General features: G+C 44.9%; 13 protein-coding genes. 6 read left to right on the top strand and 7 right to left on the bottom strand.

All coding sequences use genetic code 11. From position 1 onward, the window contains the following. Positions 1-48: 48 nt before the first annotated feature. A complete protein-coding gene (locus AC58UW_RS13445; protein WP_497421127.1) occupies positions 49-2,157 on the bottom strand; it encodes an LTA synthase family protein in 2,109 nt (702 codons plus the stop codon). Between the two features lie 256 nt (positions 2,158-2,413). On the opposite strand from AC58UW_RS13445, the gene AC58UW_RS13440 reads away from it, so the two are divergent. Next, the gene (locus AC58UW_RS13440) at positions 2,414-3,259 is read left to right on the top strand and encodes a YitT family protein (protein ID WP_497421206.1); all 846 of its coding nucleotides are present in this window, start codon (positions 2,414-2,416) and stop codon (positions 3,257-3,259) included. Here AC58UW_RS13440 and AC58UW_RS13435 read toward each other — a convergent pair. Both AC58UW_RS13435 and AC58UW_RS13430 read right to left on the bottom strand, forming a co-directional pair. Next, entirely contained in the window at positions 3,256-3,960 is a 705-nt protein-coding gene (locus AC58UW_RS13435; RefSeq protein ID WP_497421126.1) for a LuxR C-terminal-related transcriptional regulator, read from the bottom strand. The two genes, AC58UW_RS13440 and AC58UW_RS13435, sit on opposite strands and share 4 nt — an antisense overlap. Positions 3,961-3,970: 10 nt before the next feature. After that, entirely contained in the window at positions 3,971-5,329 is a 1,359-nt protein-coding gene (locus AC58UW_RS13430; RefSeq protein WP_497421125.1) for a sensor histidine kinase, read from the bottom strand. A gap of 143 nt (positions 5,330-5,472) precedes the next feature. On the opposite strand from AC58UW_RS13430, the gene AC58UW_RS13425 reads away from it, so the two are divergent. Together AC58UW_RS13425 and AC58UW_RS13420 are read left to right on the top strand one after the other, a co-directional pair. Then, positions 5,473-6,381 carry a CPBP family intramembrane glutamic endopeptidase gene (locus AC58UW_RS13425; protein ID WP_497421124.1) on the top strand — a complete coding sequence of 303 codons (909 nt, stop codon included), beginning with the start codon at positions 5,473-5,475 and terminating at the stop codon, positions 6,379-6,381. A gap of 24 nt (positions 6,382-6,405) precedes the next feature. Next, positions 6,406-7,386: an aldose 1-epimerase gene (locus AC58UW_RS13420; RefSeq protein ID WP_497421123.1), complete on the top strand. Its 981-nt coding sequence runs from the start codon at positions 6,406-6,408 to the stop codon at positions 7,384-7,386. A 57-nt stretch (positions 7,387-7,443) separates the two neighbouring features. On the opposite strand, the gene AC58UW_RS13415 is transcribed toward AC58UW_RS13420, so the two are convergent. After that, on the bottom strand, positions 7,444-7,827 hold the full coding sequence (locus AC58UW_RS13415) for a YmaF family protein (RefSeq protein WP_497421122.1): 384 nt from the start codon (positions 7,825-7,827) through the stop codon (positions 7,444-7,446). A 56-nt stretch (positions 7,828-7,883) separates the two neighbouring features. Then, positions 7,884-9,983 (bottom strand): LTA synthase family protein, encoded by a 2,100-nt coding sequence (locus AC58UW_RS13410; RefSeq protein ID WP_497421121.1) that lies wholly within the window; start codon positions 9,981-9,983, stop codon positions 7,884-7,886. Between the two features lie 164 nt (positions 9,984-10,147). On the opposite strand from AC58UW_RS13410, the gene AC58UW_RS13405 reads away from it, so the two are divergent. Continuing rightward, the gene (locus AC58UW_RS13405) at positions 10,148-11,557 is read left to right on the top strand and encodes an MFS transporter (protein WP_497421120.1); all 1,410 of its coding nucleotides are present in this window, start codon (positions 10,148-10,150) and stop codon (positions 11,555-11,557) included. Between the two features lie 61 nt (positions 11,558-11,618). Here AC58UW_RS13405 and AC58UW_RS13400 read toward each other — a convergent pair whose 3' ends face one another. Both AC58UW_RS13400 and AC58UW_RS13395 read right to left on the bottom strand, forming a co-directional pair. Beyond that, positions 11,619-12,245: a DsbA family oxidoreductase gene (locus AC58UW_RS13400; RefSeq protein WP_497421119.1), complete on the bottom strand. Its 627-nt coding sequence runs from the start codon at positions 12,243-12,245 to the stop codon at positions 11,619-11,621. 65 nt (positions 12,246-12,310) lie between these two features. Next, positions 12,311-13,132: an AraC family transcriptional regulator gene (locus tag AC58UW_RS13395; RefSeq protein ID WP_497421118.1), complete on the bottom strand. Its 822-nt coding sequence runs from the start codon at positions 13,130-13,132 to the stop codon at positions 12,311-12,313. A 123-nt stretch (positions 13,133-13,255) separates the two neighbouring features. On the opposite strand from AC58UW_RS13395, the gene AC58UW_RS13390 reads away from it, so the two are divergent. Next, positions 13,256-15,283, top strand: coding sequence for a beta-galactosidase (locus AC58UW_RS13390; RefSeq protein WP_497421117.1), 2,028 nt, complete (start codon positions 13,256-13,258; stop codon positions 15,281-15,283). A gap of 97 nt (positions 15,284-15,380) precedes the next feature. Then, positions 15,381-16,187 (top strand): pyruvate, water dikinase regulatory protein, encoded by an 807-nt coding sequence (locus AC58UW_RS13385; protein ID WP_497421116.1) that lies wholly within the window; start codon positions 15,381-15,383, stop codon positions 16,185-16,187. Positions 16,188-16,427 lie beyond the last annotated feature (240 nt).

Here is a 16,427-nt window from a genome sequence, read left to right as displayed (position 1 = left end):
TTTATGGGCGGCACCGCCGCCCTTTTGTACCAACTAAACGCAAACGAATTATCTTCCGCCGAACTCAATTGCAATTGAGTTCGATTTACCCACAATGGTTTCCTTCGAATCCCTCACACTCACTTGAATGTCCCAAACTCCATGTTTTAGCAAATTACCTTCCACCCTAGCTGTGACCATGTGCTCATCCTGCCATGTCGTCGGAAGGGCTTTTCCATTCAGCGTTACTATGCTGAGAGGGGGTAAATTATTGCCGCGTACAGTGAGTGTTACACTGGTGTGTCCAGAAATATCTTGTGTATCAGCCTCAACCCTATCCAGGAGTATGGGACCAAAACCTAGCATATACTTCGAATTAATAATGGGTACCGTGTAATTTTTGTAAGCATGTCGATCACCGAACATAATGTCATATTGCAATGTCTCATAATCTTTTAAATCTTGTCCATTAATGTGCATCGCATCAAAATAATCTTTTGGCGGAATGACAGGGATTTTTTTCGAAAGCTGATTCAAAAAATCCGTATAATAGCTGCCTTGCTGCTTAGATAATTCAATCAAATAAGGACCTAAGAATGATGGGCTAATATTGAGCTTATCTTTGCGTTCCGTGTCGAAATTGTTCCAGACAACAAGGGGAACGCTGTACATTTTTTTCAAGAAATCCGGGTCGTCTTTACCGCTAATATATTTGGTGTCAATGTAAGTAGCATAGTCATCGCCCAAGGCTGGCAAGTGGTCGCCCCAGAATGCGATAATGGTAGGCTCGCCTTTTTTCTCATAGTATTCAACAAGCTCTTTCAACATATTATCAGAGGCATTAATGCCTTGAGCAAGCGTTTCGAGCATACCTTGAGAGGAAGGGGACATATCACCAGTGACATCAAACGTATTTTTCGGAAACTTACCCGGGAAATAATGGAAATGATTTTCCATCGTATTCGCGAAAACAAAATCGGGCCCGTCACTGAGATCCGTCGCATGAATAATATTCGCAGCAACCTCGCTATCCGCAATATAAGGACCTGAATAGTTAGGCTTAAAATATTCAATCGGAATATACTTAGAGAAACCGAAATCTTTATATATTCTATTACTATTAAAATACCAATTATAGAAAGGGCTAACAGCTGTAGAGGTGTAGCCTTGTCTTGCATAAATACTAGCCAACGAATCCACTTCATTCGTTATGAATTGGTTATACGCAATCGATCCCTGCGGCAAGAAACGCATAGAGTTCCCTGTCAAAACCTCAAACTCCACGTTAGCAGTTCCCCCGCCGTACTGCGGTGAAAGCATAGAACCGCTGGTTCCTGTCTGCTGTAACTTATGAAAAAATGGGATTGGATCCCGGCTGAATTCTACACCTTTGATAACAGTAGGGTCCCAGAATGATTCACTCAATACGACAATCACATTGGGTTTAACATTCGGATCACCGGCTTTAATTGGCGGCTTAGGCGAATTGCTGACAATGGCTTCGACTGCTTTATCATCATACCCTTCGCGTTTATCGCTGAACATCGACTTTGTATTTAGGAAAGTGGCTAACGCGTAACCGTTTGTTTGCGTATTTTCAACCTGATTCCATACCGAAGCTTTAATTCCGCACCATTTCTGAACGGGTAGTGGTAGATCAGAATAGACGGCTGCCAACATGCCGAGCGCAATCACCGCGATAATTCCCCGTTCTTTTATATGAACTTTTTTCATAAATAACTGTGTGCGGTATAACAAGAAATAGCTGGCCACTAGGAACAACACGATAAGAAACAATATTTTGAGGGTGAAAATATTCTTTATATATTGCACCATATCGGAAGCTTCGCCGGCTAAAACAATATCCCAAGGCGTCAAAGGGACACCTAATATTTTGAGTTTTATCCCGCTAATGAGCCCCATTATCAGTAATATGCCTGAAAGGATCCAATAAGCTACTCTAGTTCGGCCAATGATGGCGATGAACAGCAAAAGCAGGCTAAAAACAATCCATTCATTAAAAACCAACTCAATGATATGTTTATAGCTCCAAGTAAACATTTCTATATATTGCCCGCGGCTTAATATTTCCATGATAACTACAGGAATTAAAGCAATAAGAATAAAGGGCAGCCGCTGCCGGGACAGCTGCAGTAAACGTTCTAGGTGTAGTTTCATATGTGCTCCTATGGAATGTTTATTAATTGTAAAGGACATCTGACATTATACCATGGGGAACGGCAATATTCGATGGTTGTTTATCTAATAATTTTAAGGAAATATGACGATGAAAAAATGATGGTTTGGCAGGAAAAAGCTGGTTCTGTCGAGAAAATAGGGAGTAGAAAGTAGGAGAAACGAAAGGGGATGAACGATGGCTAAAGAACAGATTCAATTACAGAAGAGGGCAGCGATTCGAGCGCAGCATCGCAGAATGACCAAGAGCAGCATATTGCGGCGGGGTATCTTTCTATTTATCGGAGCAGCATTAATGGCTGTCGGACTCGAAATTTTCTTGGTCCCGAACAAAATTATTGATGGTGGAATTACCGGTATTTCCATCATTTTGTCGTATTTGACCCACATTCAAGTAGGGATTTTCCTAACCTTATTGAATATTCCATTTCTGTTTATCGGCTATAAAATGATCGGAAAAACGTTTGCGCTATCAACATTATTCGCTATTTTGATGATGTCGATTGGCACAGCATTGCTTCACCCGGTTCATGAGCTGACGAATGATCCATTACTAGCTGCCGTATTTGGAGGGATTATCCTCGGGATTGGCGTGGGGCTGGTTATCCGATTCGGGGGATCGCTTGACGGAACAGAAATCATTGCGATTTTGGTTTCCAAAAAGATTCCATTTTCCGTCGGCGAGATTGTGATGTTTTTCAACGTTTTTATTCTAGGCAGCGCAGGCTTTGTATACAGTTGGGATCGCGCGATGTACTCATTAATTGCCTATTTTATTGCTTATAAAATGATTGATGTGACGATCGAAGGTTTTGATGAGTCCAAATCCGTTTGGATCATCAGTGATCAGTTTAGACAGATCGGAGAAGCCATTTTGGACCGGCTGGGGCGCGGTGTTACGTATTTGGAAGGGGAAGGCGGTTTCTCCGGAGATAATAAGAAGGTTATATTCTGTGTCATCACGCGACTGGAGGAGGCGAAGCTGAAATCCATTGTTGATGAACTCGATCCATCGGCATTCCTCGCAGTCGGCAATATCCACGATGTCAAAGGCGGAAGATTTAAAAAGAAGGATATTCACTAACCTTTATCGCTATCACTCTTGTGCGTCGAGTTTCCCCGCTCGAATAGTCCTAATTCTCTCATTTTCTGGGCGGCATCCTTGCTGCTTGGACTCCCTAGTTTCTTCAATATATGGCCCACATGAATTTTCACTGTTCGCAGCGAAATGAAAAAACGGTTTGCAATCTCCGTTTGCGTATGTCCCTGATCGATCATCTCCAGTACCTGAAGCTCTGTAGGTGTGATCAAATCCCGGGCTTCCTTGACCTTGAATTGCTGCTCAAGCCGCTTGAGCCTGCGAAACTCTTCCCGCATTTGCTCGGCTACCGCAGCGTTAATGGATGCCTTCCGAGCATGCGCAGCGCGTATGATGTCCGGTAGTTCCTCGAATCTAGATTTGATTTGGTAGTCGATGGCGCCAGCTTGGAAGGAACGGAAAATGAAGTCTTTTTCCTCCATAGAAGTTAGCATGATGACTTTCACACCCCAAGCCATAAGCGCCTGCTCGGCAAGTCCGATCCCCGCGGGTTCATCCTGCAGCATAATATCCATGAGTACAACGTCAGCATCCGATTCAGACGCCATAAAGAGCGCTCTCGCTTCTTCCGCGGTAGAGATGGTACGAATGACTTGGAGATCAGGCTGCCGGTCTAAATACGCTTTCAGGCCGCGCAGCCAATCTAGGTCATCCTCTACAATGAATATACGAATAGGTTCCAACATGAACCCCCCCTTAAGTCTGTATTCGGCTGCTTGGAAATGTAAGAAACACACTCGTACCTTTCCCCGGTGAACTGCTAAGTTCCAACGTTCCTCCATGCTTTTTCATGACGCTGTAGCAATAGGCTAGCCCAAGGCCGAAGTTGTTGTGGCTTCCGCTTTTCGTCGTATAGAAAGGTTCCAGAACTTGTTTCAAAACATCTTTGTCCATCCCCATGCCGTTATCTTTGATTTCCAGGACGATATTTTTCTTCGCATGCAAAGACCGAATCATAAGCTCGCCGCCTTGCGGCATTGCTTCTATCGCGTTCATCAGCACATTCGTTAATGTTTCGCCCATTTGAATCCGGTCTATTTGGAGCGTTAAGTGCTCAGGAATGTTCAGCTGAACGGCGATTTTCGAAAGAGAAGGCTGAAGGGGGAGAAGCACCTCCTCCAGCAGCTCTTCAATCTGAACAGGAGAGACCCGCAGGGGAAGCTCCTGTGTTTGCTCATGTACCCGGGAAATCATATCGCGGATATGCTGTGAAGCTCCCATGACGACCTCAATATCCTGCATAAGCTCCGCTTGGTGGGTCTCTTCGGCATGCTGCTTCATTTTTTCCAGAAACAACCGCATTTTACCGACATCATTCTTGATTGCATGATTTAAAATAGCGGTACCTGAGGTGATAGCACGCAGTGTCGAGTCAAGCTTACGACGTTCGATTAAAAGCCTCATGCCAAGGAAGCCGTACTTGAAAAATGTATAAACGAAAAAAGGGACGACAAAGGCAAGAATCCATACGTGGTACACCCACATCCGGTAGTAACCGAAACTAGGCATCACATAGTTCAGCACACCAACACAAAGGATAGGCGGCAAAAGCGCGAGGCAAGTAAACAAATGCGTTCGTCTGAAGGCGGGAAGCCGCTCTGTTTTCATAACTATTAGCGCGGCACCAATGAAAAAATAAGGCACTGCCCATAACGCGACAATGGGGAATGTAATCGGCATTTCCTCGGTATACCCCGGTGTGAACAGGAGGCATGCAATCGGAGGAAGCAGTAGTACGATTGGCAGCCATGCGCGTAAGGCAGGTTTATGCCAATATGTATTATAGTTGAACGAGAGCATAGCGAACGAATAGGGCAAGCCGTAATAAGAAATTAGCGAGCAAATTCCCATGAAGCTGTAGAGCAGAGCGCTAATCGAAGGATTAGGCACGTTTTGCTGGATATAGGGAATGAAGGTTTCGGATAAAACGGCGGCAAGGGCACCGAAGCCTCCAGTAAAAGCAATGGCACTCATCCAGCGCATGGTGCTCGACCGGGGATCGATCATAACAAGACCGAGCGCGATAATCCATAAAGCAAATAGAACGAACAGCATGAGTCCTCCGTAGACAAATCCAATATTTCCTCTATTGTGGCACGGAGCCATCAATTGCACAAGAGTTCCTTTGCCGTAGAACTGGCAGGATTTAGGGCTTCCTTCTCGAATAAGTGGTGAGAAGGGAGTGATGCCTCATTGATGTGAAGAAGCGAGTGTCCTTATCCATTCTAACCATTTTGGGCAAAGTACTCTTGTCCCTTGTTTTCATTGTAGTCATTACGGTTATTTTATCGATTGTGGCAGCTGTTATTGCGATTCTGAAGCAGCCGGAGCTGGAGAGAAGCATGGCCGCTGTTGCAGGAGATCCCTTATTTATTAAGGCAGCATTGTGGGCGCAGATTATTGGTTTTGTAAGCGGCGTGTTTCTGTCTTACGGGATCTTTGAACGACGCAAAGGATGGACACTGGGAATACAAATTCACCATTTTGGAAGACGATTTGGCGAAGGCTTCGCAGCGGGGACGCTCCTTATCACTTTCTCCTGCTTAGGCATCTGGCTGCTGGGCGGCATTAGCATGCTGTCCAATTCATGGACCGAATCGATGCTGCTCGAATTAGTAAGCGGGTTCTTGCTATTCATTGGCGTAGCTGTTAATGAAGAATTATTCGCCCGCGGCTATCTGCAGGGACTTGTAAAAGAACGGTTTGGAAGCAAGGTTGCGGTAACCGTATCGACGCTTGTATTCGCCTTCCTGCACTCGTTCAATCCTGGAATGTGGAGCACCGCCATGCCGCTTTTGAACTTGATTTTGGCGGGATTGTTATTCGGGTTGTCCCGTGAGCTTTCCAAAGGCTTGTGGATGCCGGTCGGCATGCACTTGTCCTGGAATTTCATTCAAGGCTGCATTTTCGGATTCCAAGTCTCCGGCACACCTATGCCTTCATTTTTCAAAGCCGAAGCGCATGGTAACGTGATTCTTTCTGGAGGCAGCTTTGGGGCAGAAGGGAGCTTGGTCACCACGATAATTCTAGTAGTGGGCATACTGTTAGTCATGACCTATTACGGGCAAATAGCAAGAAAAAGCATGTACAAACCGAGCTTAACTTAAGCACAAACAAAGGAGGATTTACTAATGTCACGTTATGAACTTATCCATAGTGAATGGGACGGGGAGTCGACGCTTCGCCTCGTCGACCACGAAGCCCAAGCAACGGCCGAAGTCATTCCGGCCGTTGGACTGCACTTGTTCCGCTTCGATGTGCGGAACCATGCTTACATCGCGAAGCCAGCTAGCGTCGCTGAGCTTCGCGTCAAGTCTTCGCGCTACGGCGTGCCCATTCTGTTCCCGCCGGGGCGCGTCAAGCAAGCGGCCTTCACCTTCGAAGGCCGCGAATACCGGCTCCCCGCGAACCGGGAGCCCGACCACTCCCACGGCGAGCTGCGCGAGCGGCCGTGGAAGGTCGTTGCCAGCGGCGCGGATAGCGCTGGCGGGGCTTATGTCTCCGCGGAGTTCGATCTCGCGGAGCATCCGGACATGCTGGCGTATTTCCCGCACGCCGCATGCTTTCGCTTCACGTACCGCCTGAAGGACGGTACGCTGTCTCTCAGCGGTGAAATCGCCAATAAGAGCGGCAATACGATGCCGCTGTCGCTTGGCTTTCACCCGTACTTTGCTTACGCGGACGGCGAAGCGAGCCGCGTGAAGGTTGTGATCCCCGCAGCGGCAGAGTGGCCGCTAAGCGCTGACGGCTATGCGGCGGGCGAGCCTGCGCCTTCGCCGCTGACCGCGGCGCTGCAGCAAGGCGAGCTCGTCACGGAGCTGCCAAGCTATCCAGGCGGCTCACAGCTGCTCAGCGTCGAGCCAGGTCCGCAAACCTGCGAGATTCAGTATGAAGCTCGCGGAACGAAGCTCGTGTTCAACATGGGAGACAAGTTTCCCATACATGTTCTGTTCACGGCGCCTTGGACAAATGCCGTGTCTCTTGAGCCTTACACGAGTATTATGAATGTGTTCAACGAGTCCTTTTCACCCGAAATATCCGGTGCGCTTGGGTTAGCGGCAGGAGAGACATTTACTTTCGAGTGGTCCATTCACATTAAGACATTAGAATAATAATAGGATAAAAGAGTCAAGAGGAGGCCCTGCAGCTTCCAATCTTGACTCTTTTTTTCACCAAGGCTCATAGCCTAAACCAGCAGTAGAATACCCGGAATAGGTATGTTGATGCAACTCTTTGATTAGTCCTGTTTTTTTAGCGGAGATTTCAAGTGAATGGCCTCTTGATGTGTTAAAAGCGTTAAGTTCAACAATACCTTCTAAGAAATGGATATGAGAGCCGTTTTGAAGCGCAATGGCAGGACCGGTCGTACCAAAGTAGTTATGGTAATGTCCGTATCTGATGCCAGTAATCCCTTGATATTGGTGAACATGGCCATCGTAGGCAGTGCCATTCACATTGAAAGTATACAGACGCAATAAATGATTATGACCGAGGGTCATGGATGAAATAACCTTGAAAAAATGAACATGAGCAGGCGGAACATAACTGGACAAACCTAAAACCCCCTTGGCTGCAGGATATGGTTCATCCTATTCCAAGAGGGTTAACGTCATGACTGCGGGAGCGGGTATAGAGGTGATTGACCAATCTTCATCTTTTTATCATCGTAGACTCGCACTTCGACTTGATGTGGCTTATCGTTTTCGAGGATCGGGTTCTCTTTATCCGACAAATCTACAAATAAGGTATCTTCCCCGTCAAAATTAGAATTAAACAACTTGTCATCAATGTATACATTGCAGGACGAATAAAAAGGCTTGCCCACGACCTGAAGTTTATTACCGTTGCGATTTAATTTCGTAATGACCGGATTTCCATAGCCTAATACATAATCTGGCTGAACGATCGTGTCTTTGAAGCCTTTGGCCTCGTATCCATAGCGACCTCCAAATAAATTATCATACTGCAGTTTCATATAGTCGCTAAGATCGCTTGCTTTAATGTTATATTTGCCCCACATCTCATTTGGCGGTATCACCGGAATCTTCTGCGATAGATCATACAGGTAATCGGTGTAGTAACTGCCTTTAACGCCGGCCATATGAAGGAGCTTAGGACCAAGGAACGAAGGACTCATCTTAAGATTCAACTGTTCTTGATCCGCAGGAAGGAAATTGTTCCATATCAAGAATGGCGTATAGTGCGTTTTTGTATATAAATCAGGATCGTTTGGAAGCACATACCTCGCATCGCGGTACACTTTGTAATCCTCTTCAAAGAAAGGAAAGTGGTCGCCGAAAAATAGCAGAATTGTTGGCTCGGATTTTTTGGAGTAATACTCCACCAATGACTGAAGCGCTTTGTCAGTTCCAGATATCCCCTGAGCATACGTTTCCAAAATCCCCTTAGATTCTGAGGAAATATCCCCCGTCACTTCAATTGTATTTTTGATGAACTTTCCTGGTTTGTAAGGATGATGATTTTCCATCGTATTTGCAAAAATAAAATCAGGTCCCGCGCTTTTTTCAGTTTCCTCAATAATCTTCTTCACGACAGCCCGATCCGCATAGTTCGGCCCTTCAAAATCATTAGGGAAATATTCGCTGGAAATAAAACGCGAGAATCCAAAATCCATATACACCTTTCGACTGTCAAAAAAATAGCTGAAGAAAGGGTTGATAGACGTCGCAGTGTACCCTTGTCTAGTCATGATACTAGCTAATGAGTCAACACCATGATTCATATATTGGATATAAGGCAGTATTTTATCAGGAGATTTCCCGAAGAACCGCATGGAATTGCCAGACAGAACTTCGAATTCTACATTTGCTGTACTGCCTCCGAATTGAGGAGACATCATCCAACCGCTCGTATACGTTTTTTGAAGTTGGTGTAAGTTAGGGATCGGATCACGGCTAAACGTAACGTTTTTCATAAGTGTTGGATCCCAGAATGATTCACCAAGCACGACAATGATATTTGGTTTTTTATCACTTGCTGCTGGCTTCTCCGGAATTTTAGCTAAAATGGCATTTACCGCTTTTTTGCTGTAACCGTCAGGCTTGGCTACATTTAGAAAACCTAACATCTGTACAGAAGAAAAATGGTATCCATTCTCATCATAGGTTATTGTTTGATCCCAGGGGACCGTGTATATTCCGTAAAGTTTCATGAATGGAATAGGCTTGTCCATATAAAGGCTCGTCGCCATCACGATGGCTATTACGGCATAAATACTGCGTTCGATCCATGTAAACTGGATACGATGGCGGCGCAGCGACAGATGAAATAACAAAGCGAGCAATACGAGAAAGAGCACGACAAATCCGAGTATTCGAAGATTGAGATAACCTTTCAAAAATGACATATAGGCGATAATTTGATTGTTAAAATAAAGATCCCACGGGTAATAAGGAGCTCCTATTGCCTTTAATTTACTGCCGCTAATTGCTCCAAGCGGTAAAAGTGCAGCGCAAAGCAACCAGAAGGACAAACGGATTTTGCCAGTAAGGGCAATCAGGAAGAGGTACAAAGTTCCCACAACAAAGTAGGCAAGAACCATGGAAAGAGGGTGGTTCATCGCCCATTTATGGAGTTCTTCGTACGAGCCGCGATCTAAATATTCCACCATCACCATCAGGAAAAAAGGCAAAATCACAATCATAGTACGGGATGGCAGATGTTTGAGCCATTGAAGTAAAGTGGTCATTGAAGTAACTCCTGTTCGATTTATGCAAATCCATTCGTTCATTATCTTATATCTTGATGAAAGAGGGAAGATATCCCTTGACAGATTAAACTATAACAATTATCATTACAGTTAATTGTAATGAAAAAAATTACAGATGACTAGAGAAAAGTGGAGGTGAAACCATGCAACACGTTGCTTCTGCAACAGAGGTGGAACAAGAGAAGGTTATAGATGCCAAAAAGGCTGTTCCATGGATTATTTTTCTTATCTTTTTTGCTGTATTGAACGAAACAGTTTTCAACGTTTCAACACCCGCGATCGCTAAGCAATACGGGATTACACCGACAGGAGTTAGCTGGGTGCTCACCACGTTTATCATCTTTTTTGGGATTGGGTCTGTTATTTATGGACGGTTATCCGATATTTTTTCCCTGAAAAAGCTAATTGTTGCCGGAGTCCTCATTTATAGTGTTGGATCTGCGCTTGGCTTTGCGCTTCAGACTTGGTATCCGGCTGTCATTTTTGCCCGTGCCGTGCAAGGTGCAGGGGCTTCAGCCATTCCAGCGCTCGTTATGGTCGTTGTTGCGCGTTACTTTTCTCCTTCAGATCGAGGAAAAGTTTTTGGGCTTTTAACTTCCACCGTTTCCTTTGCCATCGCGGTAGGGCCGGTAGTTGGCGGATTTGTTTCCTCATCACTCCACTGGACGTACTTGTTCATCATTCCTTTGTTCACGCTGATTTCAATCCCATTTTTTAATCAGATTTTACCTGAGGAAAAGCGTAAAGAAGGCAGTGTAGACATTTTAGGTGCGGCACTTGTTGCATTTTTCGTTGCTGGTATTATCGTCTACTTATCTTTTCCTCATTGGTACTATTTGGCCGCGAGCTTAGCTCTGTTCATTTGGTTTATTTTTCACATACGTAATGCCAATGATCCTTTTATTGAACCATCGTTATTCCGAAATAGACTGCTTCGGGGCGGTTTGATTGTTGGGTTCCTCGTATTTTGCACAGTCATGGGGATTATGTTTGTCATTCCTCTCATGTTAGCCAAAGTGAATGATCTAAGCACGAGCACAATTGGGCTTATTCTGTTCCCAGGTGCCATATGTGCCGTTATTTTTGGTACGATTGGCGGAAATTTAGCGGACAAAAAAGGGAATAACTTTGTTGTCTTTATCGGTCTTGGGCTTTTAGTGATCAGCCTTTTGGCCATTGCTTTCATGGTTGGTCATTCACCATGGTTCATTTCAGCGGCACTTCTTCCTACTTATGTAGGCTTCTCCTTCGTGCAAACGGCTCTGGCGAACCGTGTCTCATTGACGCTGAAAGTGAGTGAAACCGGAGTGGGGATGGGGCTCTTTAACCTCATCACCTTTATTTCAGGTGCTGTAGGCACGGCTCTTGTTGCCAAGTTGTTGGATGGCGGCATGATGGAGTTTTACGAGAATCCCGCTCTGAATTCTTTGGCAGCTGTTCCGTACAGTAATCTGCTCATCATTTTCGCGGCAGTGGTCATCCTAAGTGGATTGTTTTACTTGCGAATATTCACTAAAAAAGCATCAGCAGAAGCATCAGAAGCAGCAGCCTAAATCACAAATAAAAACAAAAAACCGACAGCTCTTCTTAAAAGAAAAGCGAGTCGGTTTTTTGTTACTCAGCACTAATCTGCTGTAAGGCTTGCAGGAATGTTGCGGAGGGCTGCGCGCCAGTAAGTGCATATTTCCGGTTAATCACGAAGAAGGGAACGCCGGTGACACCAGCTTGCCTTGCAAACTCGAAATCATCTTCAACCTGTTCCAAGCCCTCCTTCGCATTCAAGAGCGCACCTGTTTTCTCGCGATCCATACCGAGCTGTTCAGCTGTGGTCAGAAGCTCTTCCAAATTGCCAATGTCTTTACCATCTTCAAAATAAGCTTTGAACAACGCATCAACGAGCGGTTTTTTTAGCTCTTCAGGCGCAATAGCAATAAGCTGGTGAGCTTTTAGCGTATTCGGCATTTTCTCAACCTTGGAGAAGTCAAAATGCAAACCGGAAGCTTCTCCTGCTTGAGTGACCTGCTGCAGCATGCCGTTTAATCGATCCTCGTCTGCGCGGACCTTTTGGCGCATGACCTCGCGGAACGGAGAGCCTTCCATTGGTGTAGATGGATCTAATTGGAACGCGCGAAAGTGGATTTCAACCGGTTCCGCTGTAAAATCGGCCAACGCATCCTCCATATTCTTTTTGCCGATACGGCACCAAGGACACACAATATCTTCAAAAATCTCTATGATCATAAATAACTCAAACTCCTTCGATGAAAAAATAGTTACTATATTTTTATTATATCTTATTAGGTTAGTTAATTCATCTGTCTGAACCTTTCCGGTGTTAGTCCGACGTGCTTGCGAAAGCTGGCTACAAAGTGACTCGTATCACGAAACCCAGCGTGCATAGCGACTTCCTTGACAGTTTTCGTAGGCTGGTGAATCAGCATTTCTTTGGATTTTAGGAGCCTCATACGAATTAGATAGGAGTAAGGCGAGAGTCCAAAAGCGTGCTGAAACAACGTGTTCATATGACGCGGAGTTATGGCTAAGACTTCTGCCATGTCTTCAAGACTTGTATCGGGCTTATGATAACGTGTTTCAAGCCACATCAGTAAAGGCTGTAAATGGGCGATTTGATTGCGAATCGAGGTGCGGTTATTGACCTGACCATGCTTTTTAAGCTGGATGAAAAAATGATATAAATCAGCTGAGGCGTCATACCCAGAGTACTCGGAGCCGGCATCCATACTTTTAATTATTTGACCAATTACCGTTTGCAGCGGACCATTCAAATCCCATTTGTAAACAGCAGAATTCAATAAATCTAAAGTGCTTAGGATAGCTTCAATACAAGCTCCGCCAAAGGTGACATACTGCGTGCACCATAAGTCCGTAACTGCATAATACGAATGCGGAACTCCCGGAAGCATTAAAACACCCGTTCCTGCCGGCAATACATATTTTTTTTCATCCAGTACGAACTCCCCTTCACCGGCATAGGTTTGAAGCCAATGATAACAGGGGAAGCCCTCGGGCCTTACCAGCTTTTCTTGATCTTCATGATGACCAATACTCTCAATAAAGATTGGAAACGGTTGCGCAGTTGAAGGAGTTAATTCATATCTTTTGTGCATGGGTAGGTTCACCTGTTCCATTTTATTATATAGGTGTGTAAAAATATTATATTTTAAGATGAAAAATAATCCAATACAATGGATTTATTCTTATATTTTTATCCAATATGATGAGGTGGCAGCATGATCAATGAGAAACTTCCCAAAATTTGGTACGGCGGAGACTACAATCCCGAGCAATGGGATAAAGAAATTATGGATGAAGATCTACGCATGTTTAAGCTTGCGGGAATTGATGTAGCGACCGTTAATGTTTTTTCGTGGGCCAAATTGCAGAAGAATGAAGACACTTATGACTTTGAATGGTTAGATGAGATCATAAACAAGCTTTACGAGAAAGGTACTTATGCTTGCTTAGCTACGAGCACGGGGGCTCATCCTGCTTGGATGGCACGTAACTATCCGGATGTTCTTCGTGTTGATTTCGAGGGAAGGAAGAGAAAATTTGGCGGGAGACACAATTCCTGTCCCAACAGCCCTACATACCGTAAATACTCCTCGCTCCTTGCTGAGAAGCTGGCAGAACGTTATAAGGACCACCCTGCTATTTTAATTTGGCACATTTCAAATGAATATGGCGGGTATTGTTACTGCGAGCAATGTGCGGACGGATTCCGCGGTTGGCTTCAAGAACGCTATACGACACTTGAAACATTAAATAAAGTCTGGAATACAAGCTTCTGGGGCCACACCTTTTATGAGTGGGAAGAAATTGTTTCTCCAAATGCTTTGTCTGAAGAATGGGGCGTGGATAACACCAACTTCCAAGGCATTTCTCTAGACTACCGCAGATACATGTCAGATAGCATGCTAGAGTGCTATAAGCTTGAATACTACGCTATCAAAAAGCATACGCCTGATCTTCCAATCACAACAAATTTAATGGGATTATACAAAGAAATAGATTACTTCAAATGGGCCAAATACTTAGATGTAATCTCTTGGGATAACTACCCTTCTTTGGACACGCCGATCAGCTTAACGGCTATGACTCATGATCTTATGAGGGGGTTAAAACAAGGACAACCCTTCATGCTGATGGAACAGACGCCGAGCCAGCAGAATTGGCAGCCCTATAACTCACTCAAGCGTCCAGGTGTTATGAAACTTTGGAGCTATCAGGCCGTGGCCCGCGGTGCGGACACAGTCATGTTCTTTCAGCTTCGCAGATCTGTCGGGGCGTGTGAAAAATACCACGGAGCCGTCATCGAGCATGTTGGTCATGAGAACACGCGAGTATTTCAAGAGTGCGCGGAACTGGGGGCTGAATTGCAGATACTTTCAGATAAACTGCTAGATGCTAGAGTCGAAGCGAAAGTCGCCATCGTATTTGATTGGGAAAATCGTTGGGCAGTCGAACTTTCCAGTGGGCCAACTGTTGCACTCAAATATGTGAATGAAGTCCACAAGTACTATGACGCGCTTTTCCAGCAAAATATCCAAGTAGATATGATAGGTGTTGAAACCGATCTATCTAGCTATGACATCGTCATCGCACCAGTTCTCTATATGGTTAAAAAAGGCTACGCAAAGCGGGTCGAAGACTTTGTACATGCAGGTGGAACATTCCTCACCACATTCTTCAGCGGCATCGTCAATGAGAATGATATCGTTACCTTAGGCGGTTATCCTGGAGAATTACGTAAAGTACTCGGAGTTTGGGCTGAAGAAATCGATGCCTTGTTCCCTGACCAGTCCAACCAAATCGTCATGAGTGAGCAGTGGGGAGAACTGAAAGGCGACTATCAATGTGGCGTCCTTTGTGACCTAATCCATTCAGAAGGCGCAGACGTCAAAGCCGTTTATGGCAGTGACTTTTATTCAGGTATGCCAGCGCTTACCGTGAACACATATGGATCAGGGCAAGCTTGGTATGTTGCTTCTAGTCCGGAACCTTCATTCTTACTAGGACTCATTCGCAATTTGTGCCAAGACAAAGGTATTATTGCTCCGGTAGCACCTGTTCCAGGTGTGGAGCTATCCGCCAGAACTCGAAATACGGACACCTATATATTCCTTATGAATCACAATGAACGTGAGGCGACTGTTGATTTGGGCACTCTCAAAACAATAAACATCATAACCAATCAACAAATAGAAAACACCATCACACTTCCAGCAAAAGCAGTTAGAATTCTTAAAAAACAATAGCAGTCTAACGAAAAACCTCTGTCGCTTTAAAGGATAGAGGTTTTTTTGCATTTTTGGTATAATTTCACGTATAGTAGGTTCTAAGGGGAGGTGCAGAGTGACCGAACAACAGCAGCTGTTTATTTGCTCAGATTCAATTGGAGAAACCGCCGATGCCGTTGCCAGAGCCACCGTTCGTCAATTTAATTCCGAACAGATGAGAATTAAACGTTACGGTCATATCAGCCAACAAAGTGAAATCGTTCAAATGCTGCAGGAAGCAGCTGCAGCCGGGGGCTTTGTCGCCTATACATTCGTGCAACCTGAGCTTCGTGAAACCATGAAAAATGAAGCGCATCGTCTAGGTGTGCGAACGGTCGATATAATGGGGCCGATGTTGGAAGCATTTTCAGAAACGTATGGACACTTACCGAAGCGCAAACCAGGCTTACTGCACGAAATGGACGCCGATTATTTCAGAAGAGTAGATGCGATCGAATTTGCTGTCAAATACGACGATGGCAAAGATAACCGCGGCATGCTTCAAGCCGAAGTTGTCCTAATCGGTGTCTCACGCACATCCAAGACACCACTAAGTATTTATCTAGCACACAAAGGAATTAAATCTGCTAACCTTCCTATCATCCCAGAAATAAAGCTACCACCTGAGCTTTTCAAAATCCCTAGCAAACGCATCATCGGCCTCACCATGGACGCCAACCAAATCTTACAAATTCGTCTCGAACGTCTCAAAGCCGTCGGCCTCCCGGATGGTTCACAATACGCCACCTACCGCCGCATCCAAGAAGAACTCGATTATGCCCAGTCCATCATGAAGCAGCTCGACTGCCCGGTCATCAACGTCACCAACAAAGCAATCGAAGAAACAGCTGGAATTATCCTAGATCTTGTTTCATTCAGATAAATTGAAAATCCTTCTCCATAAACGATGCCCAACGAACGCTACTTGTTCAACGGCATCTTTTTTGCATTAATCCTATCGTCTGCAGCACCCCGGTACTCACTGGCGGCTCAGTACAACTTGGATTAGCAAAATCTGTCGTATCTACAAAAAGTATTTTCGCGCTTTGATGTAACCTACTCATGGCAATGGATTTGAGAACCTATTAACTATAATTTTATTGCTTTTGCATATACCACAGAA

Source organism: Paenibacillus sp. J22R160, assembly GCF_059692135.1.
This window is presented reverse-complemented; position numbering and strand designations above follow the sequence as displayed.